This is a genomic window from Marilutibacter chinensis (assembly GCF_021725675.1).
GTDB lineage: Bacteria > Pseudomonadota > Gammaproteobacteria > Xanthomonadales > Xanthomonadaceae > Marilutibacter > Marilutibacter chinensis.
This window is the reverse complement of sequence record NZ_JAKJPO010000012.1, coordinates 1-25,136: the sequence shown is the minus strand read 5'-3', so window position 1 is coordinate 25,136 and position 25,136 is coordinate 1. Positions and strand designations below refer to the sequence as shown.

At 67.9% G+C, this 25,136-nt stretch carries 19 protein-coding genes and 1 tRNA gene; 10 read left to right on the top strand and 10 right to left on the bottom strand.

Going from position 1 to position 25,136, the window contains the following annotated elements:
* Positions 1 to 12: 12 nt before the first annotated feature.
* The 10 genes from L3V18_RS15345 to pnp all read left to right on the top strand — a co-directional run bounded on the left by L3V18_RS15345 (position 13) and on the right by pnp (position 12,715).
* On the top strand, positions 13 to 1,533 hold the full coding sequence (locus tag L3V18_RS15345; protein WP_237056114.1) for an NADH-quinone oxidoreductase subunit M: 1,521 nt from the start codon (positions 13 to 15) through the stop codon (positions 1,531 to 1,533).
* A 16-nt stretch (positions 1,534 to 1,549) separates the two neighbouring features.
* Complete coding sequence (gene nuoN / locus L3V18_RS15340) at positions 1,550 to 3,010, top strand: NADH-quinone oxidoreductase subunit NuoN (protein ID WP_237056035.1); 1,461 nt, start codon at positions 1,550 to 1,552, stop codon at positions 3,008 to 3,010.
* Between the two features lie 128 nt (positions 3,011 to 3,138).
* A tRNA-Met gene (locus L3V18_RS15335) sits at positions 3,139 to 3,215 on the top strand.
* A gap of 228 nt (positions 3,216 to 3,443) precedes the next feature.
* Entirely contained in the window at positions 3,444 to 3,992 is a 549-nt protein-coding gene (gene rimP, locus L3V18_RS15330; protein ID WP_237056112.1) for a ribosome maturation factor RimP, read from the top strand.
* 267 nt (positions 3,993 to 4,259) lie between these two features.
* Positions 4,260 to 5,747, top strand: coding sequence for a transcription termination factor NusA (gene nusA, locus L3V18_RS15325; RefSeq protein WP_237056033.1), 1,488 nt, complete (start codon positions 4,260 to 4,262; stop codon positions 5,745 to 5,747).
* Positions 5,748 to 5,927: 180 nt separating this feature from the next.
* Entirely contained in the window at positions 5,928 to 8,513 is a 2,586-nt protein-coding gene (infB, locus tag L3V18_RS15320; protein ID WP_237056032.1) for a translation initiation factor IF-2, read from the top strand.
* 5 nt (positions 8,514 to 8,518) lie between these two features.
* Positions 8,519 to 8,899, top strand: a complete 381-nt coding sequence (rbfA, locus tag L3V18_RS15315; protein ID WP_237056031.1) for a 30S ribosome-binding factor RbfA — start codon at positions 8,519 to 8,521, stop codon at positions 8,897 to 8,899.
* An 84-nt stretch (positions 8,900 to 8,983) separates the two neighbouring features.
* Positions 8,984 to 9,916 (top strand): tRNA pseudouridine(55) synthase TruB, encoded by a 933-nt coding sequence (truB, locus tag L3V18_RS15310; RefSeq protein WP_237056030.1) that lies wholly within the window; start codon positions 8,984 to 8,986, stop codon positions 9,914 to 9,916.
* 280 nt (positions 9,917 to 10,196) lie between these two features.
* Positions 10,197 to 10,457 carry a 30S ribosomal protein S15 gene (gene rpsO, locus L3V18_RS15305; RefSeq protein WP_237056029.1) on the top strand — a complete coding sequence of 87 codons (261 nt, stop codon included), beginning with the start codon at positions 10,197 to 10,199 and terminating at the stop codon, positions 10,455 to 10,457.
* Between the two features lie 149 nt (positions 10,458 to 10,606).
* Positions 10,607 to 12,715 carry a polyribonucleotide nucleotidyltransferase gene (gene pnp, locus L3V18_RS15300; RefSeq protein ID WP_237056028.1) on the top strand — a complete coding sequence of 703 codons (2,109 nt, stop codon included), beginning with the start codon at positions 10,607 to 10,609 and terminating at the stop codon, positions 12,713 to 12,715.
* A 513-nt stretch (positions 12,716 to 13,228) separates the two neighbouring features.
* Here pnp and L3V18_RS15295 read toward each other — a convergent pair.
* The 10 genes from L3V18_RS15295 to L3V18_RS15250 all read right to left on the bottom strand — a co-directional run bounded on the left by L3V18_RS15295 (position 13,229) and on the right by L3V18_RS15250 (position 24,751).
* Positions 13,229 to 14,347 carry an MvdC/MvdD family ATP grasp protein gene (locus tag L3V18_RS15295; protein WP_237056027.1) on the bottom strand — a complete coding sequence of 373 codons (1,119 nt, stop codon included), beginning with the start codon at positions 14,345 to 14,347 and terminating at the stop codon, positions 13,229 to 13,231.
* Positions 14,348 to 14,527: 180 nt separating this feature from the next.
* Positions 14,528 to 14,704, bottom strand: a complete 177-nt coding sequence (locus tag L3V18_RS15290) for a hypothetical protein (RefSeq protein ID WP_237056026.1) — start codon at positions 14,702 to 14,704, stop codon at positions 14,528 to 14,530.
* A 136-nt stretch (positions 14,705 to 14,840) separates the two neighbouring features.
* Positions 14,841 to 15,002 carry a hypothetical protein gene (locus L3V18_RS15285; RefSeq protein ID WP_237056024.1) on the bottom strand — a complete coding sequence of 54 codons (162 nt, stop codon included), beginning with the start codon at positions 15,000 to 15,002 and terminating at the stop codon, positions 14,841 to 14,843.
* 107 nt (positions 15,003 to 15,109) lie between these two features.
* Complete coding sequence (locus L3V18_RS15280; RefSeq protein WP_237056023.1) at positions 15,110 to 17,269, bottom strand: peptidase domain-containing ABC transporter; 2,160 nt, start codon at positions 17,267 to 17,269, stop codon at positions 15,110 to 15,112.
* Positions 17,266 to 18,555 (bottom strand): HlyD family secretion protein, encoded by a 1,290-nt coding sequence (locus tag L3V18_RS15275; RefSeq protein WP_237056022.1) that lies wholly within the window; start codon positions 18,553 to 18,555, stop codon positions 17,266 to 17,268. The genes L3V18_RS15280 and L3V18_RS15275 overlap by 4 nt, the downstream gene beginning before the upstream one ends.
* 415 nt (positions 18,556 to 18,970) lie before the next feature.
* The gene (locus L3V18_RS15270) at positions 18,971 to 20,293 is read right to left on the bottom strand and encodes an APC family permease (RefSeq protein WP_237056021.1); all 1,323 of its coding nucleotides are present in this window, start codon (positions 20,291 to 20,293) and stop codon (positions 18,971 to 18,973) included.
* Positions 20,286 to 21,146: a L,D-transpeptidase family protein gene (locus L3V18_RS15265; RefSeq protein WP_425493543.1), complete on the bottom strand. Its 861-nt coding sequence runs from the start codon at positions 21,144 to 21,146 to the stop codon at positions 20,286 to 20,288. Before L3V18_RS15265 ends, L3V18_RS15270 begins: the two co-directional genes overlap by 8 nt.
* Before the next feature lie 28 nt (positions 21,147 to 21,174).
* On the bottom strand, positions 21,175 to 22,023 hold the full coding sequence (locus tag L3V18_RS15260; RefSeq protein ID WP_237056020.1) for a MurR/RpiR family transcriptional regulator: 849 nt from the start codon (positions 22,021 to 22,023) through the stop codon (positions 21,175 to 21,177).
* A 52-nt stretch (positions 22,024 to 22,075) separates the two neighbouring features.
* Positions 22,076 to 23,173, bottom strand: coding sequence for a dipeptide epimerase (locus L3V18_RS15255; RefSeq protein ID WP_237056019.1), 1,098 nt, complete (start codon positions 23,171 to 23,173; stop codon positions 22,076 to 22,078).
* 129 nt (positions 23,174 to 23,302) lie between these two features.
* Positions 23,303 to 24,751 (bottom strand): C40 family peptidase, encoded by a 1,449-nt coding sequence (locus tag L3V18_RS15250; protein ID WP_237056018.1) that lies wholly within the window; start codon positions 24,749 to 24,751, stop codon positions 23,303 to 23,305.
* Between the last annotated feature and the right edge of the window lie 385 nt (positions 24,752 to 25,136).

Below are 25,136 nucleotides of genomic sequence, written 5' to 3'. Positions count from 1 at the left end.
CCCCTGGACAGCATGCCCTTGGACAGCGCATTTCCGCTGTTGAGCCTCCTGATCTGGCTGCCGATCCTCGGCGGTCTGGTCACCCTCGCATTCGGCAACGAGCGCGCCAACGCGGCACGCTGGTTCGCCACCCTGACCGCGCTGGCGACCCTGGTCCTGAGCGTGTTCCTGTTCACCGGTTTCGACATGGCCAGCCCGGCGATGCAGTTCGTCGAGGCCCATGAGTGGATTCCGGCCTACGACATCCGCTACAGCCTCGGTGCCGACGGCATTTCCGCCGCCCTGATCGGGCTGACCACGCTGACCTCCCTGCTGGTGCTGATCAGCGCCTGGGGCTCGGTCGACAAGCGGGTCAACCAGTACTACGCCGCCTTCCTCGTGCTCGAGGGCCTGATGATCGGCGTGTTCAGCGCGCTCGACGCGATGCTGTTCTACGTGTTCTTCGAGGGCATGCTGATCCCGATGTTCATCATCATCGGCGTCTGGGGCGGCCCGCGCCGGGTGTACGCATCGGTGAAGTTCTTCCTGTACACCTTCCTCGGCTCGGTGTTCATGCTGATCGGGCTGATCTACCTGTACCTGAAGGGCGGCAGCTGGCAGCTGGCCGACATGTACCAGCTGCGGCTGAACGCGACCGAGCAGATGTGGCTGTTCTTCGCCTTCCTCGCAGCGTTCGCGGTCAAGGTGCCGATGTTTCCGGTCCACACCTGGTTGCCGGACGCGCACGTCGAGGCGCCGACCGCCGGCTCGGTGATCCTGGCCGCGATCATGCTGAAGATCGGCGGCTACGGCTTCCTGCGCTTCACCCTGCCGATCGTTCCGGATGCGGGGCAGGAGTGGGCCTGGCTGGTGATCGCGCTCAGCCTGATCGCGGTGATCTACGTCGGCCTGGTCGCGCTGGTGCAGGACGACATGAAGAAGCTGATCGCGTACTCGTCGGTCTCGCACATGGGCTTCGTCACCATCGGCACCTTCATCGCGTTCGGCCTGGTCCGCGACTTCGGCAACTTCGACGCGGCGCGTCTCGGCCTGCAGGGCGCGATGGTGCAGATGATCAGCCACGGCTTCGTGTCCGGCGCGATGTTCACCTGCGTGGGCGTTCTCTACGACCGCATGCACAGCCGCATGATCAAGGACTACGGCGGCGTGGTGAACGTCATGCCGTGGTTCGCCGCGTTCGTTGTGCTGTTCGCGATGGCCAACTCGGGTCTGCCGGGTACTTCGGGCTTCGTCGGCGAGTTCATGGTGATCCTGGCGAGCTTCCAGAAGCATCCGCTGATCGCGTTCGCCGCCGCCACCACCCTGGTGATCGGCGCCGCCTACACGTTGTGGCTGGTCAAGCGCACGATCTGGGGCGAGGTCGGCAACGCACACGTCGCCGAGCTGAAGGACATCAATGCCCGCGAGGCTTTCGTGCTCGGCGTGTTCGCCGCCGGCGTCCTGCTGCTGGGCGTGTGGCCAAAACCGCTGACGGACCTGATGGAACCGTCGATCGCGAATCTGGCGATGCAGATCGCCACGTCGAAGCTGTGAGGTTGAGGTCCGCCACATGATCATGCCCGTACGCACCGCTGCCGATCTGCTGCCGCTGCTGCCCGAACTGGTGGTGGCCGGCGGCGCCTTCGCGCTGCTGATGCTCGATCTGTTCGTCGGCGAGCGCCGGCGCTTCCTCACCCATCTGCTCGGCATCGCCCTGCTGGTCGCCGTCGTCGCGATGGTCGCCGCCGGCGTCGGCGGCCATGGCACCGTGCTGAGCGGAATGTTCGTCCGCGACGCGGCGGCCGACGTGCTCAAGCTGGCGATCTGTGCCGTCTCGGCGCTGGCGCTGATCTACACCTGGCCGTACCTGCGCGAGCGTGGGCTGTACAAGGGCGAGGTTACGGTGCTGATGTTGTTCGCCGTGCTCGGCATGATGCTGCTGGTGTCGGCCAACTCGCTGGTGATGGTCTACGTCGCGCTGGAAATGCTGTCGCTGTGCTCGTACGCCCTGGTCGTGACCGATCGCGACAGTCCGTGGGGTTCGGAGTCGGGCATCAAGTACTTCGTGCTCGGTTCGCTGGCATCGGGCCTGCTGCTGTACGGTCTGTCGCTGATCTACGGCGCCACCGGCACTCTGGATCTGGCTTCGATCGCGGCCGCCGCGCGCGAATCCTCCTCGCCGCTGATGCTGGTCACCGGCCTTGTCTTCGTGGTTGCCGGAATCGCGTTCAAGTTCGGCGCCGCGCCGTTCCACATGTGGTTGCCCGACGTCTACCAGGGGGCGCCGACTCCGATCACGCTGTTCATCGGTTCGGCCCCGAAGCTGGCCGCGTTCGGCATGACCTACCGGCTGCTCGAGGTCGCCGCCGGTCCGCTGGAGGACCATTGGCGGATGATGCTGGCGGCGCTGGCGGTGTTGTCGCTGGCGCTGGGCAACCTCGGGGCGCTGGTGCAGAGCAATCTGAAGCGCCTGCTCGCGTACTCGACCGTGTCGCACGTCGGCTTCCTGTTCATCGGCTTCGCGGGCGGCGGCGCGCAGGGTTTCTCCGCGGCGATGTTCTATGCGATCAGTTATGCGCTGATGTCGGCCGCGGCGTTCGGTGCGATCGTGGTGCTGTCAAGTTGCTCGCCAACGGCAGGTGGCTTCGAGGCCGACAGGATCGACGACTACAAGGGCCTCAACGCGCGCAGTCCATGGCTGGCCGGCCTGATCCTGTGCATCATGGCCTCGCTGGCCGGCGTGCCGCCGTTCCTCGGTTTCTGGGCCAAGCTGGCGGTGTTGCGCGCGGCGCTTGACGGCGGCCTGATGTGGTTGGCGATCGTGGGCGTGGTGTTCGCGGTGATCGGCGCCTTCTACTACCTGCGCGTGATCAAGGCGATGTACTTCGACGCGCCGGAAGGGCAGATGCCCGAGGCAAAGGCGAACCGGCCGTTGCGGATCGTGTTCGGCGTCAATGCGCTGGCGCTGCTGGCCCTGGGCCTGGCCTGGAATCCGATCATGGCCTGGTGCCAGAAGGCATTCGCAGGCTGAACGCATGCCGCGGCCGGGGCGCGATACGCGTCCCGGCATGCGGCTGGAGTGTGTGGAAGGTTCTACCGTTCATTGGCGTGAATTGAGGGTTGCACAGAAACACTTCACTGCTATAATGAGCGGCCTGATGCGGGGTGGAGCAGTCTGGCAGCTCGTCGGGCTCATAACCCGAAGGTCGCAGGTTCAAATCCTGCCCCCGCTACCAACTTTCAGTCCTTCAGGTCCGCGATGCGGCGGATCTGATGAGAGCCTCAAACGAGGCTTTCTTTTTGGACTAGGGCTTGGGCTTTGTGATCGCGCTCTGCTCGTGCGATCACGCCGAAATCCAGCAGTGCCGGACAAGGGGCCCAATCGGGCCCTTTGTCGTTTCCAGCGCCGCCTCCGGGCGGCCCGGGATCCGTGGCAGGTCGTAATCGCAGGCGAGGTCGAGCGCGTGATGGACAAGGCAACCGAAATCTCAGCTTTGCTGGCCCCGACGGTGGCCTCGCTCGGCGTCGAGCTGCTCGGCGTGGAGTACCTGCCTTCGCCCGGTGGTGCGGTGCTGCGGCTGTACATCGACGTGCCCGAGGCCGAGGCGACCGGCGAGAACGCACGTGCTATCGGGATCGAGGACTGCGAGGCGGTAAGCCGCGAGGTTTCGGCACAGCTCGACGTCGAGGATCCGATCAGTGGCAATTACACCCTCGAGGTGTCGTCGCCCGGGCTGGACCGCCCGCTGTTCGCGCCCGCGCACTTCGCCCGTTTCCGCGGGCAGGAAGCCAAGGTCGTGCTGAAACTGCCGCAGGACGGTCGCCGCCGGCTGCAGGGCGGAATCCTCGAGATCGACGGCGACAGCGTCGCGTTCGATGTCGACGGCAACCGTTTCACGGTATCCGTCGACAATATCGAGAAGGCGCGCCTGGTTCCCGACTGGGCCGCGCTGGGCCTGGCTCCCTCCAAGCCCGGGAAGGGCCCGGCGGGACGTGGAGGGAAGACGAAATGATCGATGCAGCGATCAGGGCGGAAGGCGGGAAGTCGAACGCCGCGATTGTTTCCGGCGCCTCCCTTGAGTCGAGGGGCGGCGGAGGATATCGGGGCATGGCCCCGGCATCCGAAACTGAATAGTTCCACGGTTTTTAAGGTTCATCCGTTTTTTGAGCCCCTGGAGTCGAAGGGGGCGGCCAGCCCCGGAGGGGCTGGCGGGGGATGCGGAGGCATGGCCTCCTGCATCCGAAGCCGAGTAACCCAAAGTTTTCAAAGGTCTATCCGAATGAGCAAGGATCTGTTGCTGGTCGTCGACGCGGTCGCCAACGAGAAGGGCGTTCCCCGCGACGTGATCTTCGAGGCGATCGAGGCTGCGCTGGCTTCGGCTGCGAAGAAGCGCTACCACGATCAGGACGTGCTGGTGCGCGTGTCGATCGACCCGAAGGACGGCGACTACGAGACCTTCCGTCGCTGGGAGGTGGTGGCCGACGACGTGGTCATGGAGTCGCCCGATCGCCAGATCCGCATGATGGATGCGGTCGACGAGGCCGAAGGCGTCGAGGTCGGCGACTTCATCGAGGAGCAGATCGAGAATCCTGACTTCGGCCGCATCGCCGCGCAGGCCGCCAAGCAGGTGATCGTGCAGCGCGTGCGCGAAGCCGAGCGCCAGCAGGTCGTCGACGCATGGAAGGACCGCGTCGGCGAGCTCGTGACCGGCATCGTCAAGCGGGTGGAGCGCGGCAACATCTTCGTCGACCTGGGCGGCAACGCCGAGGCGATCATCCAGAAGGACAAGGGCATTCCGCGCGACGTGTTGCGCGCCGGCGACCGTGTCCGCGGCTATCTGTTCGACGTGCGTTCGGAGCCGCGCGGCCCGCAGCTGTTCATCAGCCGCGCCGCGCCCGAGTTCATGATGGAGCTGTTCAAGCTCGAGGTGCCGGAAGTCGGCCAGGGCCTGGTCTCGATCAAGGCCTGCGCCCGCGATCCCGGCGACCGCGCCAAGATCGCGGTGGAGGCCCACGACAACCGTACCGATCCGATCGGTGCCTGCATCGGCATGCGCGGTTCGCGCGTGCAGGCGGTGAGCAACGAGCTCAACGGCGAGCGCGTCGACATCGTGCTGTGGTCGGACAATCCGGCGCAGTTCGTGATCAACGCGATGGCGCCTGCGGAAGTGCAGTCGATCATCGTCGACGAGGAGAAGCACTCGATGGACCTCGCCGTCGCCGAGGACCGCCTCGCCCAGGCGATCGGCAAGGGCGGCCAGAACGTGCGCCTGGCCAGCCGCCTGACCGGCTGGCAGCTCAACGTGATGACCCAGGACCAGGTCACCGCGAAGTCGGAGGCCGAGCAGACCGCCGCGCGCGAGCTGTTCCAGGAGAAGCTCGAGGTCGACGAGGAGATCGCCGGCATCCTGGTCGCCGAGGGCTTCACGACCGTCGAGGAAATCGCCTACGTTCCGGTCGGCGAGCTGCTGGCGGTCGAGGGCTTCGACGAGGACATCGTCGAGGAGCTGCGTGCCCGCGCCCGCGACGCGCTGCTCAACGACGCGCTGGCGGCCGAAGAAGAGCTCGACGAGCATCAGCCCGCCGCCGACCTGCTGTCGCTGGACGGGATGGACGAGGCGACCGCGTTCGCGCTGGCGTCGCAGGGCATCGTCACCCGCGACGATCTCGCCGATGCCGCGACCGACGAGATCATCGGTATCGAGGGGATCGACGAGGCCCGTGCGGCCGCGCTGATCATGGAAGCGCGCAAGCACTGGTTCGAGTAAGCCATTGACGGCCGGCGCGGTCCGAAAGGGTCGCGACCGGCTTCGCAGCCGCGGTTCGCGCCGGGCTGTGGACGGGCCGTTCAGGTCCCGCACGACGCCGACTTGTCCGGGCGGGATGCGGGACTAGAATGGCGACACCCCGCGCGGGACGCGTCCCGCGCCACAAGACACGGAAACCGAATGTCGCAACAAACCACCATTCGCAAGCTGGCCGCACTGGTGAACACGCCGGTCGATAAGTTGCTGGAACAGCTGGCCGAAGCCGGCATGGCGTTCAGCGACCCCGACCAGGTCGTGACCAGTACCGAGAAGGTCAAGCTGCTCGGATTCCTGCGTCGCACCCACGGCAAGGACGAGAAGTCCGTCGAGGGCGGTTCGTCGCCGAAGAAGATCACGCTCAACCGCAGTCGAAAGCAGGAGTTGACCGTCGGCGGCGGCAAGAGCCGCTCCACCGTCGACGTGGTCGTGCGCAAGAAGGTCACCCTGGTCCGTCCCGAGGCATCCGGAGGCGAGGCGGCCGGCGGCGACGGCGAGCGCGCCGAGATCCTGCGCAAGCTCGAGGAGTCGCGCCAGCGCAACCTCGAGGAGCAGAAGCGCCTTGCCGAGACCGACAAGCGCCGCGCCGAGGAGGCCGAGCGCGCGAAACGCGAAGCCGAGGCGGCCGAGGAAGCCGAACGGCTCAAGGCCGCGGAGGAGGCGCTGGCGGCGGCCGAGCCCGAGACCGAGGTCGCGCCGCGCAAGGCCGGCGCCCACGGCCACCCGAAGGCACCGGCGCATCGCGAGGGCGACGACCGCGGGGCCGGCCATCGCCACAAGCCGCGTACCGCGCATGCGGCGGCGCCCGACGACGACGAGAGCGCCAAGCGCTTCGCGGGACAGATGCACCTGAGCGCATCCGAACGTGCGCGTCGCTCGTCCAGCGCCCGCGGCAAGCCGAAGCGTCGCCAGGCCGAGCAGGCCCGCACCGGCGCGGGCCCGCACGGATTCTCCAAGCCGACCGCGCCGGTCGTGCGCGAGATCGAGATCGGCGACACGATCACGGTGGCCGACCTGGCGCAGAAGCTCGCGCTGAAGGGCGGCGAGGTGGTCAAGGCGCTGTTCAAGATGGGCGTGATGGCGACCATCACCCAGAGCATCGACCACGACACCGCGGTGCTGGTGACCGAGGAGCTCGGCCACAGGGCGGTTCGCGCCAGCGAAGACAGCGCCGAGGACGCGCTGCTGGCCCACGTCGAGGAAGCGCGGGGCGACAAGCAGTCGCGGCCGCCGGTGGTCACCATCATGGGCCACGTCGATCACGGCAAGACCTCGCTGCTGGACTACATCCGCCGCACCAAGGTCGCCACCGGCGAAGCCGGCGGCATCACCCAGCACATCGGCGCCTACCATGTCGAGACCGACAAGGGCGTGATCAGCTTCCTCGACACCCCGGGCCATGCGGCGTTCTCGTCGATGCGCGCCCGTGGCGCCAGGCTGACCGACATCGTGGTGCTGGTCGTCGCCGCCGACGACGGCGTCAAGCCGCAGACCATCGAGGCGGTCCAGCATGCCCGCGCGGCGAACGTGCCGCTGGTGGTCGCGATCAACAAGATCGACAAGGCCGACGCCGACCCGACCCGGGTCAAGACCGAACTGATGGCGCAGGAAGTCGTGGCCGAGGAATTCGGCGGCGATGTCCAGTTCGTCGAGCTGTCGGCCAAGACCGGCCAGAACATCGACGCGCTGTTGGACGCGATCTCGCTGCAGGCGGAAGTGCTGGAGCTCAGCGCCGTCGTCGAAGGCCGCGCGACCGGCGTGGTGATCGAGTCCGCGCTCGACAAGGGCCGCGGCCCGGTCGCGACCGTGCTGGTCCAGCAGGGCACCCTGGAGAAGGGCGACTATCTGGTCTGCGGCGTGCAGTACGGCCGTGTCCGGGCACTGTTCGACGAGACCGGCTCGCAGGTCGACAAGGCGACTCCGTCGATCCCGGTGCAGGTGCTGGGCCTGTCGGGCGTTCCGGATGCCGGCGACGACTTCGTCGTCGTCGACGACGAGCGCCTGGCCAAGGACGTCGCCCAGCAGCGCGACGCCAAGCGCCGCGAGTCGCGCCTGGTCGCCCAGGCCGGCAACCGGATGGAGGACATCCTCGCCCAGATGGGCAGCGGCGAAGGCCAGCAGACGCTCAACCTGGTCGTGAAGGCCGACGTGCAGGGCTCCGTGCAGGCGCTGCGCGACGCGCTGACCGCGCTGTCGACCGACGACATCCGCATCAACGTGATCGGCGGCGGCGTAGGCGGCATCACCGAGTCCGACGCGACCCTGGCGGCGACCTCCAAGGCCACGATCATCGGCTTCAACGTCCGTGCCGACGCCTCCGCGCGCAAGGTCATCGAGACCCACGGCGTCGACCTGCGCTACTTCTCGATCATCTATGACGTGATCGACCAGGTGAAGCAGGTGGCGTCGGGTCTGCTCGGCGTGGAGATCCGCGAGGAGATCATCGGCACCGCCGAGGTCCGCGACGTGTTCCGCAGCTCGAAGTTCGGCGCGGTCGCCGGCTGCATGGTGGTCGAGGGCGTGGTCAAGCGCCACAAGCCGATCCGCGTGCTGCGCGACAACACGGTGATCTTCGAGGGCGAGCTGGAGTCGCTGCGCCGTTTCAAGGAGAACGTCGACGAAGTGCGCAACGGCACCGAGTGCGGCATCGGCGTCAAGGAGTACAACGACGTCAAGCCGGGCGACCAGATCGAGTGCTTCGAACGCATCGAGGTCCAGCGCACGCTCTGACCGCCATGCCGACGAAGTCCTTTCATCGCACCGACCGCGTATCGGCCCAGCTCCGCCGGGAGCTGGGCACGATCGTGCACGAAGCCGTGCGCGAGCACGGCCTGCCGTCGGTGAGCGTGTCCGACGTCGAGGTCACCCGCGACCTCGCGCACGCCAAGGTCTTCGTGACCGCGCTGCAGGAAGAGCGTTCCGCGGAAGCGGTCAAGGCGCTGCGCGAACTGTCGCGCGAGCTGCGCTACAAGCTCGGCCGGGCGGTCAAGCTGCGCCATGTTCCCGAGCTGCACTTCCACTATGACGACTCTGTCGACCGCGGCGAGCGGATCGACAACCTCCTGCGTGATCTGCCGCCGCCGGCCGATCCCGAAGACGGGCCGGATCGCAGCTGATCTTCGTTCGCGACGGCGTTGTGGGCGTCAGGCTCGCCGCCATCGCGATTCCACCGCGACCGCGCACGTCCTTACGATTCCCGCATGAACCGCCGAGCCCGCACCCGTTTCCGCCCGCTCGACGGCATCCTGTTGCTCGACAAGCCTGCCGGGCTGAGTTCGAACCAGGCCCTGCAGCGGGTCCGCCATCTGTTCCGGGCCGGGAAGGCCGGCCATACCGGCAGCCTCGATCCGCTGGCGACCGGTCTGTTGCCGGTCTGCTTCGGCGAAGCGACCAAGATCGCGGGCCTGCTGCTGGGTTCGCGCAAGGCGTATGCGGCGGAGGCGGTACTTGGCGTCACCACCGACAGCGACGATGCCGACGGCCAGGTGCTGCGGCAGCGGCCGGTGCCCGGAATCGACGCCGTGCGGCTGGAGTCGGCGCTGGCACCGCTGCGTGGCACGATCCGGCAGCGGGCCCCGATCTACTCGGCGCTCAAGCAGGGCGGCGAACCGCTGTACGCAAAGGCCAGGCGGGGCGAACCGATCGAGGCGCCCGAGCGCGAAGTCGTGGTCGAGCGCCTGCAGGTGACCGGACGCGACGGAGACCGCCTGCGGCTCCACGTCGAATGCGGCTCGGGGACCTATATCCGCAGCCTGGTCCGCGACCTGGGCGAGGCGCTGGGTTGCGGCGCTCACGTATCGATGCTGCGTCGGCTCTGGGTCGAGCCGTTCGTCGAGCCGGTGATGCATACCCTGGAGCAGTTGCAGGCGCTTGCCGGGCAGGGCGACGAGGCGCTGCTGCCGTGCCTGCTGCCGATCGAGACCGGGCTGGCCGGGCTGCCGGCGGTGAGCGTGGACGCCGCCGGCGAAAGGCGGCTCGCGCACGGGCAGCCGGCGGTACTGGCGCAGCCGGCCCCGACGGCCGAGATTGTCGCGATCTTCGACCAGGGCGGCCGCTGTCTCGGCATCGGCCGCCCCGACGGCGCCGGAGTCGCGCCCACCAGGATGTTCCGCTGGGCGGTCGCGGGACAGTGAACACGACCGCCACCACCTCCGGCCGGCGATCCTGAACGGGGAAAGCCCCCGGCTTCCGCGGGGCCCGTGCCCGTCTTCGGCCGGGTCGCATTCCGGGACCCGTGCCCGTCTTCGGCCGGGTCGCATTCCGGGAGGGGAAACTGTTACAATTCCGCCGCTTTCAGCACGAAGCAACCCATCCAGTCATTCCATTCAACGGCGGGCCACGCGGTGCGCCGGTTCGGTGTTTCCATCGTCCCGGTGATTCCTGCGGGCCTCGCGTCAAAGAGGCAATAAACCGATGTCCATCGACACCAGCAAGATCATCCAGGAACACGCCCGCGGCACCAACGACACCGGCTCCCCGGAAGTCCAGGTCGCCCTGCTGACCGCCCGCATCGAGACGCTCACCGAGCACTTCAAGCAGCACAAGCAGGATCACCACAGCCGTCGCGGCCTGCTGATGATGGTCAACCGCCGTCGCAGCCTGCTCGACTACCTCAAGCGCAAGGACAATGCGCGCTACAAGGCCCTGATCGAGAAGCTCGGTCTGCGCCGCTGATCCAGACACCCGCCGCGGCGCACTAGCGCCGCGGTTTGTTTTTGCGGGTCGTGCGAAACGGACATGACCTGCAGGGCTGCGATCCTGCAGCCAACCGGCCGGGGCAGGGGCTCCGCACGGGTCGCAATGAAAATCGATAGGAACCCAACGTGGCAAAAATCACCAAGACCTTCCAGTACGGCAACCATCAGGTGACACTGGAAACCGGCGAGATCGCCCGCCAGGCTGGCGGCGCGGTCATCGTCAAGATGGATGACACCGTGCTGCTGGTCTCCGCGGTCGCCAACAAGACCGCGCGCGAAGGCCAGGACTTCTTCCCGCTGACCGTCGACTACCAGGAGAAGTTCTACGCCGGCGGCCGCATCCCGGGTGGCTTCTTCAAGCGCGAAGGCCGCGCCACGGAGAAGGAAACCTTGATCTCGCGCCTGATCGACCGTCCGATCCGCCCGCTGTTCCCGGAAGACTTCAAGAACGAGGTCCAGATCATCGCCACGGTGATGTCGCTGAACCCCGAGATCGATGGCGACATCCCGGCCCTGATCGGCGCCTCGGCGGCGATGGCCCTGACCGGCGCCCCATTCCAGGGCCCGATTGGCGCGGCCAAGGTCGGCTACAGGAACGGCCAGTACCTGCTGAACCCGACCGTCAGCGAACTGGTCGATTCCGAGCTCGAACTGGTCGTCGCCGGCACCGAGCAAGCCGTGTTGATGGTGGAGTCCGAGGCCAAGGGCCTGTCGGAAGAGGTCATGCTGGGCGCGGTGGTATTCGGCCACAAGCAGATGCAGACCGCGATCCAGGCGATCAACGAGCTGGTCGCCGAGGCAGGCAAACCGAAGTGGGACTGGCAGCCGCCGGCGAAGGACGAGGCGATGATCGCCGCGCTCAAGGCCGCCGTGGGCAACCGTCTGGCCGATGCCTTCCAGATCCGCGACAAGCTGGAGCGCCGCGACGCGATCTCCGCGTTGAAGAAGGACGTGCTGGCCGGGCTGGAATCGCGGATCGAGGCCAACGGCTGGAACGTCGGCGAGATCTCGAAGGAGTTCGGCGAACTCGAATACCAGACCATGCGTGGCGCCGTGCTGAGCACCAAGGTCCGTATCGACGGCCGTGCGCTCGACACCGTGCGTCCGATCAGCTCCCAGGTCAGCGTGCTGCCGCGCACTCACGGCTCGGCGCTGTTCACCCGTGGCGAGACCCAGGCGATCGTGGTCGCCACCCTCGGCACCGCGCGCGATGGCCAGATCATCGACGCCGTCTCGGGCGAGTACAAGGAGCACTTCCTGTTCCACTACAACTTCCCGCCGTATTCGGTGGGCGAAGCCGGCCGCATGATGGGCCCGAAGCGCCGCGAGATCGGCCACGGCCGCCTCGCCAAGCGTGGCGTGCTGGCGGTGATGCCGACGATGGAGGAGTTCCCGTACACCATCCGCGTCGTCTCGGAGATCACCGAGTCGAACGGCTCCTCGTCGATGGCGTCGGTCTGCGGTTCCTCGCTGGCGCTGATGGATGCCGGCGTGCCGATCAAGGCGCCGGTCGCCGGCATCGCGATGGGCCTGGTCAAGGAAGGCGACGACTTCGTCGTGCTGAGCGACATCCTTGGTGACGAGGATCACCTCGGCGACATGGACTTCAAGGTCGCCGGCACCGAGAACGGCGTGACCGCCCTGCAGATGGACATCAAGATCCAGGGCATCACCGAGGAGATCATGAAGACCGCGCTGGCCCAGGCCAAGGCCGGGCGCCTGCACATCCTCGGCGAGATGGCCAAGGCGCTCACCGCGCCGCGCGGCGAGCTGAGCGAGTTCGCGCCGCGTCTGCTGACCCTGAAGATCCATCCGGACAAGATCCGCGAGGTGATCGGCAAGGGCGGCTCGACGATCCAGGCGATCACCAAGGAGACCGGTACCCAGATCGACATCCAGGACGACGGCACCATCGTCATCGCCTCGGTCAATGCCGCTGCCGCGCAGGCCGCCAAGGCGCGCATCGAGCAGATCACCTCGGACGTCGAGCCGGGCCGCATCTACGAGGGCAAGGTCGCCAAGATCATGGACTTCGGCGCCTTCGTGACGATCCTGCCGGGCAAGGACGGTCTGGTCCACGTTTCGCAGATTTCCAACGAGCGCGTCGAGAAGGTGTCCGACAAGCTCAAGGAAGGCGACGTGGTCAAGGTCAAGGTGCTGGAAGTCGACAAGCAGGGCCGTATCCGCCTGTCGATGAAGGCCGTCGAGGAAGGCGAGGGCGTCACCGCCGAGTGACCCCCGGTTTCATCGCAATAACAGCAAAAAGCGGGCTTCGGCCCGCTTTTTGTTTGGTTCTTCGCCCAAGAGAGCGGGAGCTCACCCTTCAGCGAAGGTGTAGCCGCTGGAGCTTGCGTTCGATCGCCGGTTCTCGCCGCTACCGGGGTGCCCCGCGGCGCCCTGCCGGCCTGGCCGCCTAAGGGCCCCCGGCCGCCGCCCGGGGCGGCGGCCTCCTCCTTGATTTCGCCGTCAAGGCCGGCAGGCCACGTCGGGTCGCGCGGCCACGCTGGAACGCGAAGCCGGTCCTCCCCGGAATTCTGCTTCTGGAACTACCGCTCATGTCCGAACGCCGGGGGTGAAGGCCCTTGGGTGCGAAATCAAGGCGGAGGCGCCGGCCCTGGCCGGTGCCGGGGGACATTCGCACCCAAGGGCCTTCGCCCCCGGCGCCCCGGCTGTCCAACAGACCTGGCGCTTCCCCTTTGTGTGTGTGGTGCCTGCTGTTCCGGCCGGAAGCGAGCAGCCGCGGTTCGGTTACTCGACACTGACGCCTGGAATCGCGCCGTCCGTGCCCTTGATGCCGTCGCGCACGCTTTCCCACCATGCGCCATGCTCGTCGCTGGCCAGGTAGTCGGCGTAGGAAACATCGGACAATGCGTCGATCGAGTAGTCGCTGCGGCCCTGCGCCAGCAGCGCGCACATCGCGCGCAGGATCGGCATCGCAGGAGCCGCCTGCTCCAGGAACAGGAACTGGCCTGCCTGGTTGACCTCCAGGAAGTGCGGATGGCCATCGCCATCGATCGCCAGATCGACGCAACCGAAGACAATGCCGAGCTCCCGCATCAGGCGATGCAGCATGTCCGGAAAGCCCGACGGCAGCTCCGTCGGCCGGGCACGCATGGTGTCGGCGAGCGAGCCGATCCGCCAGTCGACGAAGTCGCCTTGCAGCGGCGTGTCGAGGCGGATCGGGAAGAGGTGATCGCCGATGATCGTCACCCGCACGTCGTGGTGCTTGTCCACCACCTGCTGGTAGATGCCGGGACACTGGCGGAGGCTGGCGTCGTCGTGAAGCATGTCCGCGTCGACGATCCGCGCGTAGGTGCTGAACATCTTGCCGCTGCTGGCGTCCTGCCAGGTGTGCGTCTGGAATGGCTTGTACACGACGCGGCGGTGCGTGCCGACGAAGCGTCTGATCTCGACAGGGTCCGAAGACATCAGCGTGGCGGGGAACGGCAGGCCCGCGCGCCTGGCGGCGTGCAGCTGGACGAGCTTGTTCTCGGCATTGGCGGCCGCCGCGGGACGGTTGACCCACAGTGCGTCCGTGAGTTCGGCGTCCAGCGCGTGGATGTTGTTGATGAACCGTCCCCACTCGTTGCGCAGGAACGGCAGGTCCGCTTCATGCGCATGCGGGAACGTCTCGGGATTGCGTGGCCTGCGGAACCAGACGCTGCCGATCCCTGCGCCGATGGATGCGTAACGGGCGCGGACACCGGACTGCGGGTCGCAGTACATCGACATCGGAGGCATCGTGGAATCCGCCCAGGAACGGATCCAGAGCGGTGAAAGCCCCTGTTGCTGCAGACCCCAGATGACAGCGGCGGCATGGATGTCGTGGGCGAGGCCCGAAAGGATCAGCGGGTGTCGGTCTGCCATGGGCCAGTGGTGTCGGGAGGGTGGGAGCGCATGCGGGATTCCGCAGGCGGACGAACACGCGCCCCGCGGCAGCGGGGCGCGCATCGTTCAACATCGCGAGGCAGTGAGCCATTCCGCGCCCTGGATGACAGGGCGGACAGGGGCCTGCGCCGGAGCGTCGCTCGCGATGAGGCGATCCGGTCAGATGCCGGGATCGGCAGGGTCGTCGCCGTTGGGACCGGTGGCGTGCGTCGTATCGGCCTTGCCGCCTGCGATCGCGTCGATTTCCGTGGCGGTGAGCTCACGCGCCACCTGGCGTGCAAGCGGGCGTGCGGTGTCGGTGTCCGGAGCGGCGGGGGTGTCGGAATGCTGCTTCATGGGGTTCTCCTGATGGCACTCGGTTTCATGTGGAAGCCGATGGATGCGAAGCAGGAAACGCGCGGCTTCCAATGAACGCGCTTCCTGCGCAATCCCGGGCCGGAGCACTGCAACCGAACCGGAAGGGGATGTTGGATCAGACGACGTCGCCCGGATCGGACGGGTCGTCTCCATTGGGTCCGGTTGCATGCGTGTGATCGGGGCCGCCTCCCGCGATGGCCGCGATCTCTTCCTCGGTCAGTTCGCGTGCGCTCGTGCGGGCGAACGGGCGGACTTCCTTTTCTTCCTGCTGTCTCATCGATGTCTCCGATGACGGGTCCGGAAATCGTCTCGCCGTTCCGGATTCGGCGTAATGCCCGATGCCCGATCCTAGCGAATTGGTCGCGCAGAACTGTTATTGGCGTCTTAGTTCCGACCTGCGACGACGGACGATTCACGTGTTGCGATCCGTTCACGATCTTCATCGCTCGCGTCGACGCGGCCGTCCCGCAATGCGATGACGCGATCGGCGCTGCGGATCGTCTCCGGACGGTGCGCGATCACGATCCGCGTCATCGGAAGCGCGGAGATGTTGTGGTTGATCTCGCGCTCGCGTTGCACGTCGAGATGGCTGGTGGCCTCGTCCAGCAGCAGGATCGCGGGCTTGCGATACAGTGCCCGCGCCAGCAGCACGCGCTGTTTCTGGCCCCCGGACAGCGACGAGCCCATGTCGCCGACCAGCGACTCGTATCCCATCGGCATCGCCGCGATGTCGTCGTGGATCTGCGCGGCGCGGGCTGCGGTCTCGATCGCCTCCATGGAGGCATCGCTGTCGAAGAACGAGATGTTGTCGGCGATCGAGCCGGCGAACAGCGCGTCGTCCTGCATCACCGCACCGAGCAGGTCGCGGTAGGCGGACAGGCCGAAGTGTTCGATGTCGACACCGCCGATGCGGACCGTACCGGCATTGGGACGCAGCAGTCCGAGCAGGATCTTGGCCAGCGTGGTCTTGCCGCCGCCGGACGGCCCGACGATGGCCACGCACTCGCCGGCCTCGATCCTGAGCGAGCAGTCGTGCAGCACCCAGGGATCGTCCTCGGCATAGCGGAAGCTGACGTTTTCCACTTCGATCCGCGGTTCCGGTGGAGGGCCGGCGTAGGTGCTGGCCACATGGGCTTCCGGCGGCTCCAGCGCGATGTCGGCGATGCGCGCGCCGTGCATGCCGAGCAGGCGGAACTCCACCAGCTTGTCGATCAGGCTGCCGCCGCGGATGGCGAACAGCTCGGCATAGGCCACGAACACCACCAGCATGCCGGCAGTGAACTGCCCGCGCAGCACCAGCCAGGCGCCGATCCAGATCAGGAGAATGCGCTGCGTGCCGAAGATCAGCCGCGACAGCGCCGAGAAGGTGGCAGTCACCCGGTTGATCGACGCCTCGCGGTTCGCTACCTCGATGGTGGCGTTGGCGACCCGCGCGCGGCGCTCGCCCTGCTTGTTGGCGAGCTTGATGGTCTGCACGCCCTCGATCGACTCGATCATCTGGCTCTGCTGCCGGCCCAGGTGGACCAGCTGCTCTTCCTTGAGCTGCTGCAGCCTGCGATAGCTGATCCAGCGTAACGCGGCGTAGAGCGCGAATGCGGCGAGTACCAGCAATGTCAGCGGGCCGCTGTAGATCGCCAGCAGCACCAGTACCAACGCGACGGTCAGGCCGTCGAGGATCGCCTCGATGAAGCTGCCGGTCACCGTCTGCTGGATCGACTGCACCGAGATGAAGCGCGACAGCACGCCGCCGACGCTGCGCTTCTCGAAGTAGTCCAGGGGCAACCGCAGCAGATGGCTGAACAGGTTGCCGATCCATTGCGCGCTGAGCGAAGCGCCGAGCTCGGCCACGATCCAGCCGCGCATCAGCGCGACCGCCGACTGGAATACCACCACGGCCAGGAAGCCGATGCCGATCAGGGCCAGCAGGTCGAGGTCGGCCGAGACCAGCACCAGGTCGATCACCCACTGCAGCGCCAGGGGCAGGGCGAGGGTGAAGATTTCCAGCGCCAACGCCAGCAGCAGGATCTGCGTTGCCGCCCGGCGCACCCCGTGGACCTGCCCGATCAGGCCGCGCAGGGTGATGCGCTGCCGTTCCCTGACCGGGGAGAAACCGGCCGCGGGCGTCAACTCCAGGACCACGCCGGTGAAGTGGCGGCCGAACTCTTCCAGCGGCATGGTCAAGGCGCCGCGCGCGGGGTCGTGGATTTCCGCCTTGCCGCGGTGGATGCGCTTGAGGACGACGAAGTGGTTGAGGTTCCAGTGCAGGATGCACGGCAGCCGCAGATCGGGCAGGTGCTCGGGCTCGGCCCGCAACGGTCGCGCATCGAAGCCGAGGTGTCCGGAGACCGTGATCAGGCGCGACAGGCTGGCGCCCTTGAGCGAAACCGGGAACCGCCGCCGCAGCCCGGCGAGATCGACGTCATGCCCGTGGTAGCGGGCGACCATCGCCAGACAGGCCAGCCCGCATTCGGCGATCTCGTTCTGCTGGATCACCGGCAGGTGCCCGGGCGTGCGTGCACCGCCGAGACCGGTTGCCGGATTCAAGGCGCTTGCTCCTGTGGCGGGGGCTCGGCGGGTGGCGCGGCCCGGAACGTGTCGAGTGGCGCGAACAGCAACCGGTGCAGCCGGCGGCGCTCCAGCAGCAGGTCGGCCTCCAGGGACATGCCGGCGCGCAGCGGCAGCGCACCGTCCGCGCCGTCGATCTGCTGGCCTTGAAGCGCGACCAGTACGCGGAAGGCGGGTTCGCCCGGGTCGATGCCGGTCCGCGCACGCACTTCGTCGGCGGAGAGCGGGCTGTTGGCGATCCCGACGATGCGTCCGTACTGCTGGCCGAAGGTCTGGTAGGGGAACGCGTCAAAGCGCATCGCCACCCGGTTGCCCGGCGCGATCGTGCCGATCGCACGCGACGGTGCCCACAGTTCCGCCTGCAGCTGTGCCCGTGCCGGGACGATCGACAGCAACCGCTGACCCTCACGCACCGCCTGGCCGCGGTCCACCGCGAGGCCGGATGCCACGCCCGCCTCGGGCGCCCGGACCAGCACGGCCTGCCGCGCCAGGTTGCGCGCCGCCGATTGCGCGATCTCGGACAATGCGCCCTCGATGTCGCTGCGCAGCGCGGCGGTTTCCAGTGGCAGCGCCTCGCGCCTTTCGCGTGCTTCGGCGAGCGCGGTTTCGGCATCCAGGCGGTTCCTGGCCGCCAGTTCCAGCTGCGCCTTCGCATTCAGCGCCTGGTCCTGGTACTCCTGCACCTGCAGATCGCTGACGATGCGCTGCTCGCGCAAGGGTTCGATGCGTTCCAGCATGCGTTCCGTCGCGGCGACCTGTCGGCGCCGGAGTGCGAGCTCGGCTTCGGCCGAGGCCAGGTGCCGGCGCTGCGCGTGGATGCGCTGTTGCAGCGCCGCCGCCTGCTGCCGCTGCATGGCTTCCAGATCCTCCAGGTCCTGCCGCAGGCGCTGCCGCTGCTGTTCGAGCTCGATGGCGATGCGTTCGCCGACCGCCCCGCCTGCATCGGGGACATCGATGTCCGGCGAAATCTCGATCAGTGGTTGGCCGGCCTCCACCGTTTCTCCTTCGGTGACCAGCAGCCGCGTCACCACGCCCGGAGCCGCTGCAGCGATGTCCGGCAGGCCGCCGACCGGTACCAGCCGCCCTGACGCCGGAGCCTTGCGGGTATAGCCGCCGAACGCAACGACGAGTGCCGCGGCGAGGATCACCGCGCTGGCCAGAGTCGCCATCGCCCACCCCAGGCGCGTGGTCGACAGATGCACGCTGCCGAGCCAGTCCTGCTTGCGCGCTTCCAGGACCTCGCGCCGGAACAGGTCCCCGGTCACCTCGACCTCGCGCCCGCGGGTGTCGGCGTGCGTAGCACCTGCCGGGAAAGCGCGGCGATGTCTGCTTGGCGGCCGGTCATCGGGATCCGGAAACGGACGAGCGCACCATCATAAGCTCGATGCCCACGCGGCTTGCAGTACGCCCTTCCACCGGGTCGCCTTCAAGATGTGACGGATGTAGCGCTCTCGATCATGCCGGCGCTCGGCTGGACCGCGGGAGTGCTGGTGCCGGCGCGCTCGTCCGCGGGGGCGTCGTCGCGGCCGGGTCGGAGACGGGCGGGATCGGACGAGTCCGGCTTCCCGGGACACCCGGGTGGGACAAGCGGGGCTGAGAAAGCCAACGGCGTCCTGCCGGTCGCGGAAGCGGGCAGGGGATGCGTGATCTGCACAGACGCTTCCCGGGCTTCCGGGGGGTTCACGACCCTTTTCGTCGCAGCAGGTAGATCAGCGCGCCGACCAGCACCGCGATGCCGGCGGCGATGAGGTTGTCGCGGCCGGCGCTGGCGGCCAGAGCCAGCGACAGCAGCAGGGCGGCCAGCGGAATCATGCGCCCGCCGGGCAGCCGTACTGCCTCGTCGCGGCCGCCGTAGCGCTTCTGCAACACGAGCAGCGAAGCCGAGGTGCCGATGTAGGTACACAGGCGCGCCACCGCCGACAGCAGCGCCAACTGCACGAACGATCCGGTCAGCGCCAATGCCAGCGCCAGTGCCGCGGTCACCAGCACGGCGACGGCGGGCGTACGGAAACGCGGGTGGACCCGTGCCAGCGCGCCCGGACCGTAGCCGTCGGCGGCCAGCGCGTAGAGGTAACGCGGGCCGAACAGCATCGTGTTGCTGTTGCTGCCCAGGATCGAGACCGCGGCGCCCACGGTCAGCAGCAGCGCGGCGCCGCCGCCACCAAAGGTCCGGGCCGCGTCGGCGAGCGGGGTTTCCGACCCGGCGAGCCCGGGCAGGGTTCCCTGCGCGACCACCTGCACGGCCAGATAGATCACGGTAACGATCACGATCATCGTCACCAGTGCGAACGGGACGTCGCGGCGCGGATTGCGGAACTCGCCGGCCGCGGCCGGCGTGTTCTCGAAGCCGGCGTAGGCGAACAGCAACAGCAGCGCGCCTTCGCCGAGGTTGTCCATCAGCGGAGCCCCCATCGCGACCGCCCGCGACCAGTCGACGTAGAACATGCCGACGACGATGAAGAACAGCAGCGGCACCAGCTTGGTGATCACCAGGGCGACACCGGTGCGTGCAGCGGCGCGCACGCCCACCACGTTGATTGCGGTCAGCGCCAGCAGGGAGCCGACCACCACCAGCGCCCAGCCCCAGCCTTCCTTCGCCGCGGGCCAGAAATGCGACACCGCCAGCGCCAGACCGTTGCTGAGCGCCGCGGCGGCGGCCACGCGCGTCAGCCAGGTCATCCAGCCGACCTCGAAGCCGATGAAACTGCCGAACGCGTCGCGGGCATACAGATAGCTGCCGCCGGGCTCGTCGTAGTAGCTGCCGGCCTGGGCATAGCACAGCACCAGCAGGGTCACCGCCAGCCCGGCCAGCAGTACCGCCCACAGGCTGGCCGGTCCGAGCAGGGCCGCGGTCGCGGCCGGCAGCAGGTAGATGCCGCTGCCGATCACGTCGTTGATCGACAGCCCCACGATCTGCCAGCGGCTGACCGCCCGCACCATCCCGGTGCTGCTGTCGATGACGGCCGGGTCCGGGGCGTGGGCCGCGGTATGCGGTTCACTCATGCGAAGTGTCCTTGGTCGAAGCGGTGCCGACGATGGCGGGAAGCCGCCATGGTGCCTGCAGGCGGGCATATTCGGAATCGGGCAGCAGCACGAACATCGGTCGCCGCGTCGGCTGCAGCCAGTCCAGCAGCCGTTCCATCGCCGGTTCCGGCATTGCGGTGCAGCCCGCGGTCGGAGTTCCAGCGTCCTTCCACAGGTGGGCGAAGATGCAACTGCCGGCACCGTCGCGGTTGTCCGGGTTGTGGGCGATCACGAAGCCCCACTTGTAGCGCTGGTCGCCGTCGTTGTGCAGGTCCAGCCGCATCGGTTCGGTCGAGCCTTCGACGGCATCGTGTCCGACCTGCGCGGCGTCGACGATGCGGTTGTACAGCGGCGAACCGCGCACGTCGATGCAGTAGTTCGATTCGAGCATCGGCAGGTAGGGCAGGTCGGTCGCGGCCCGGGAGGCATAGCCGAACGCCTCGCCGATGGCGAAGATCCCGGCCGGGCTGCGGCCGTCGCCCTCGCGCTTGACCGGCGCGTCGCCGGCCGGAGGGCGCGGATGCAGGCCCAGTCCCCAGGCGCTGCCGTTGCGGCCGAGTTGCACCGGCACCGCCGGCCCCACCTGGCGCCAGGTTCCGTCGCGGCGTTCGAACCGCCGCAGCCGGCCAGCGCTCGTGTCCCAGTCCGGAGTCGTGACGACGACCGCCTGCCGCGCATCGCCCCATGGCGTCGCCGCCTGCGCGGATGCGGCGATCAGGGAGGTGGCGAGCAGCGCGCCTGTGGACAGCCGGCTCCACCACGCCAGCTTCCGCTGCTGCGGACGCGGAGGGTGCGGGCGAAGCAGGCGGAGAGCCGGGTGGGCGATGGGCATGGGGGGGCGGATTCTCGGCGCGTGACGGTCAGGGATCCAGCAATTGCTGGACATGTTCCAGGCTGCTGCCGTAATGGGCGGCGTAGTCCGGCGAATGCTGGCACACCAGGACCAGGATCAGGTCCAGCATATGCTGCAGCGCCGCCTGGTACAGCAGCGGTTCGACATGCGGATGTTCGTCGTGCGCGGAGATCAACAGCGCCGCGTCGGCGTGCGCGCGCAACGGATTGGCACTGTGGCGGGTGACCGAGATGATGCGGCCGCGCCGGGCCCGGAACTGCCGGCTGATGTGGCACAGCTCCGGCTGCCTGCCGTGTTCGGAGAACACGATCAGCACGTCGTCCGGTCCCGCCGAGCAGGCGCTGGCCGCCATCAGCACCGGGTCGGCGTGCTCGACCGTGGATATGCCGACCAGAGACAGGCGCAGGCCCAGACCGCGGGCATGGATGCCGTCCTGGCCGAGGCCGCAGATGAACACCCGGTCGGCATCGACGATCGCCGTCACGATCGCGTCGATCTGTTCGAGCGGATTGATCAGCCGGGTTTCCTGCTCGGCCAGCGTCTTCGCCCGCCACAGCGATTCGGCGAGGCTGACGTGCGGACTGGCGTCGGGTTCCTGGTCCGGCGGCCGTGGGTCGCCGGCGCCTTCGCGCGCGAGCGCCTCGCCGATGCTGAACTTGAGATCGGGGTAGCCCTTGAAGCCGAGCTTCTGGCTGAACTTGACGACGCTGGACTGGCTGATTCCCAGCGCGCTGGCCAGCTGCTGCGACGAGTAGTCGCGCAGCAGGTGCGCATTGTCGAGCAGGAAGTCCGCGATCCGGCGCTCGATGGCCGACATCCGGTCGCGCTCGGCGCGGATCCTCAGCAGTGGCGACATGTCCAGAAGCATACCCCCCGAAACGCGATCGTAGCCGGGAAACCGGGACGGGTCACTCGGCCAGCATCTCCAGGCCGCGCACCTCGCGGATGCCCAGGCCGGGCGCATCGACGATCGAGATCTCCGATTCGTTGAAGATCACCCCGCCATCGACCGGGTCGTAGCGGCACAGCGAGGGGCCGTCGAGGTCGACCTTGGTGATCACGTCGGCCTTGGCGACCGCCAGGTGCACCGCGGCTGCGACGCTGATGCTGGTCTCGATCATGCAGCCGATCATGCATTCCACGCCATACAGCGAGGCGATGTCGGCGATGCGGATCGCGTTGGACAGGCCGCCGGTCTTCATCAGCTTGATGTTGATGATGTCGGCGGCGTGCATCTTGATCAGGTCGATGACCTCGGTCGGGCCGAACACGCTCTCGTCCGCCATCACCGGCGTGTGCACGCGGTCGGTGACGTATTTCAGGCCGCGGATGTCCTGCGCCTTGACCGGCTGCTCGAGCAGTTCCAGCTGCACGCCGGCGTCCTCCAGCGCCTGCATCGCGTAGACCGCCTGCTTGGCGGTCCAGCCCTGGTTGGCGTCGAGGCGGAGCAGGGCGCGGCCCTCGACCGCGGAGTAGATCGCCTTGACCCGCTCGATGTCCAGCCCGATGTCCTTGCCGACCTTGATCTTCAGCGATTCGAAGCCGCGCTCCACCGCGCTGAGCGAATCGGCGACCATCTTGTCGATGTAGTCGACGCTGATGGTGATGTCGGTGGTGATGACCGGGTCGCCGCCGCCGAGCAGCTTGTACAGCGGTGCGCCGTACAGCTGGCCGAACAGGTCGTACAGCGCGATCTCGACGGCCGCCTTGGCGCTGAAGTTGCGTTCCAGCGCGGTCTGCACGATCCGGGTGTTGCGGTTGAGGTCGGCGACGTCGGCGCCGAGCAGACGTGGGCGGATGCACTTGCGTATCGCCTCGATCATCGAGCCGTGGGTGTCGCCGGTGATCACCGCGGTGGCGGCGGCCTCGCCGTAGCCGACGTGGCCGGTGTCGGTATGGACCATCACCACGATGTCCTCGACCGTATCGACGGTGCGCAGGGCGGTCTTGAACGGGGTCTTCAGCGGCACGCGCAGCATGCCGATCCGGATGTCGGTGACTTTCATTCGGGTGTCCTGATCGGGCTGCAGGTCATTGCGCGGAAGGGTTGGCGGGCATCGCCGGCCACCGTCGTCCGCATCGTCGGTTGCGCTTCACCACGTGTCCCTCCCGGTGGATTGGCCCGGATTCCGGCTTCATGGCCGGAGTTCCGGTGCTCCGTCTTCCGACGGCCTGATTTTCTGGATGCTGTAGATGCGGTCGACGATGGTGGCGTCCTCGCCGGCCTGCAGCGGTTCCAGCGGCGTCACCGACACTCCGTTCAGTGCCACCCGGCGCAGCGAGCCGTCGGCCTCGCGCAGGGTGATGCCGGTGACGTCGTGGATCACGTAGGGCGCGCCCTGGTATTGGCCGATCACCATCATCACGTGGCCTGGGATGTACACCAGGTCCCCGGGCTGCAGCGTGCGCAGCACCGCCAGGCGCGACTCGCGGTCGTCGTCCTCGCCGAAGCGCACGGTGTTGAACGCCGGGCTGACGCCCTGCGCGCTGGTGTTGCGCGGCAGTTGCACGCCGAACGAGCGGTAGACCTCGGAGACGAAGCCGCTGCAGTCGCGGGCGTTGTACGCATGGCCCCAGCCGTAGCGTTCGCCGAGGAACTTGAAACCCTGCCGCAGCAGGTTGGCCTGGGTCAGCGGCAGGTAGTCGGCGGCGACGTCGCGGGTGCGCGGCAGCAGCGCCGGAACGAAGCGCAGGCGGCCGTCGCCATCGCGTACCGGCAGCTCGATCACGTGGCCGGCATAGGCGGCCTGTCCGTTGACCGGACGGTCGGCCGGCCAGTCGGCGAGCAGCGGCACCCGCACCCCCATGTCCAGCTGCAATCCGGATACCCGCGGTTCCTCGGGCGTGTACACCGTCTCCACGGTGGCGCCGGTCACCACCAGGTACGGCGTGCGATGGCGATAGCCGAGCACCTCGTCGCGCCCGCCCAGCGCCACGTACTGCTTGCGGATCCAGGCGCCGTAGCGCGGGCTGACCGCGAACCACCATTCGCCGTCGCGGCTCTCATGCAGGATCGCCAGCGGCGTGCCGGGGAACAGCGCGGTTTCCTGGAACCGGTCGATGTCGGTGTCGCCGGGCGAACTGAAGACGCGGGTCGTCGTCGGATAGCTGCGCATGTCGGCGCGCCGGACGACCAACCCGTGGCGCACGACGACCGGCTCGGGAATGCGTCCCAGCGCCAGCGCCGACTCAAGGGCGTCGATGTCATCGAAACGCTCGCCCTCGGCGTTGAACAGCCCGCGCGTCGGCGGCGAAGAGATCGCGCGGATCCGCTCCGTGGCTTCCGCACGGGTCAGCCTTGCAGGAAACGCATCGAGGTCATGGACCGAGTCGTCCTGCACGAACAGCCGCAGATTCTGGCGTTCGATCGCGGCGCGATCCAGCACCTGGCGATCGGGCGCGGGCAGGCGGCTCACCCAGAACTCGGGATCCAGCTGGCGCACCTGGACGCCGGCGATGCCGGTGGATGCGGAGCCGTCGTCGACAGGGTGGGAGCGGGGGCGTTCGAAAGCCGCGGCCGGAACCTGCGCGAGCATCGTCGCGAGAAAGGCGGTGGATGCGGTGGCGAACAGGAAGGCCCGCATCCGCCGTATCGCGGGCGATGCGGGGCCGGTCCGCGTCAGTGCTGCCGGACGGCTGGGCGGACGGTTCGAATCAGGCACGCATGCGCGCATGAGTGGCACCCCTCTGGATTGTCGCGTCACCGTCCGCTCCCGGGCCACCGATCGCTTTCCCGGGCCGGACGGCATCGCTTCAGAATACTTGTTTCATAAATATGATCAACTCGGAATAAATTATTGACCGGGCCGTGTCGACCGTGTTACACCGAGGGCATGCTCACGCGACAGGGGTGATGTCGTGGCGGATGGGAGGTCCATGGCTGGGGACGGGCGCCGGCGCGCCGGCGCCGCGGCGACCGCGCGCGGGTGGCGGACGCTGGCGCCTGCCCTTACGGCCCGGAGGGTGCTC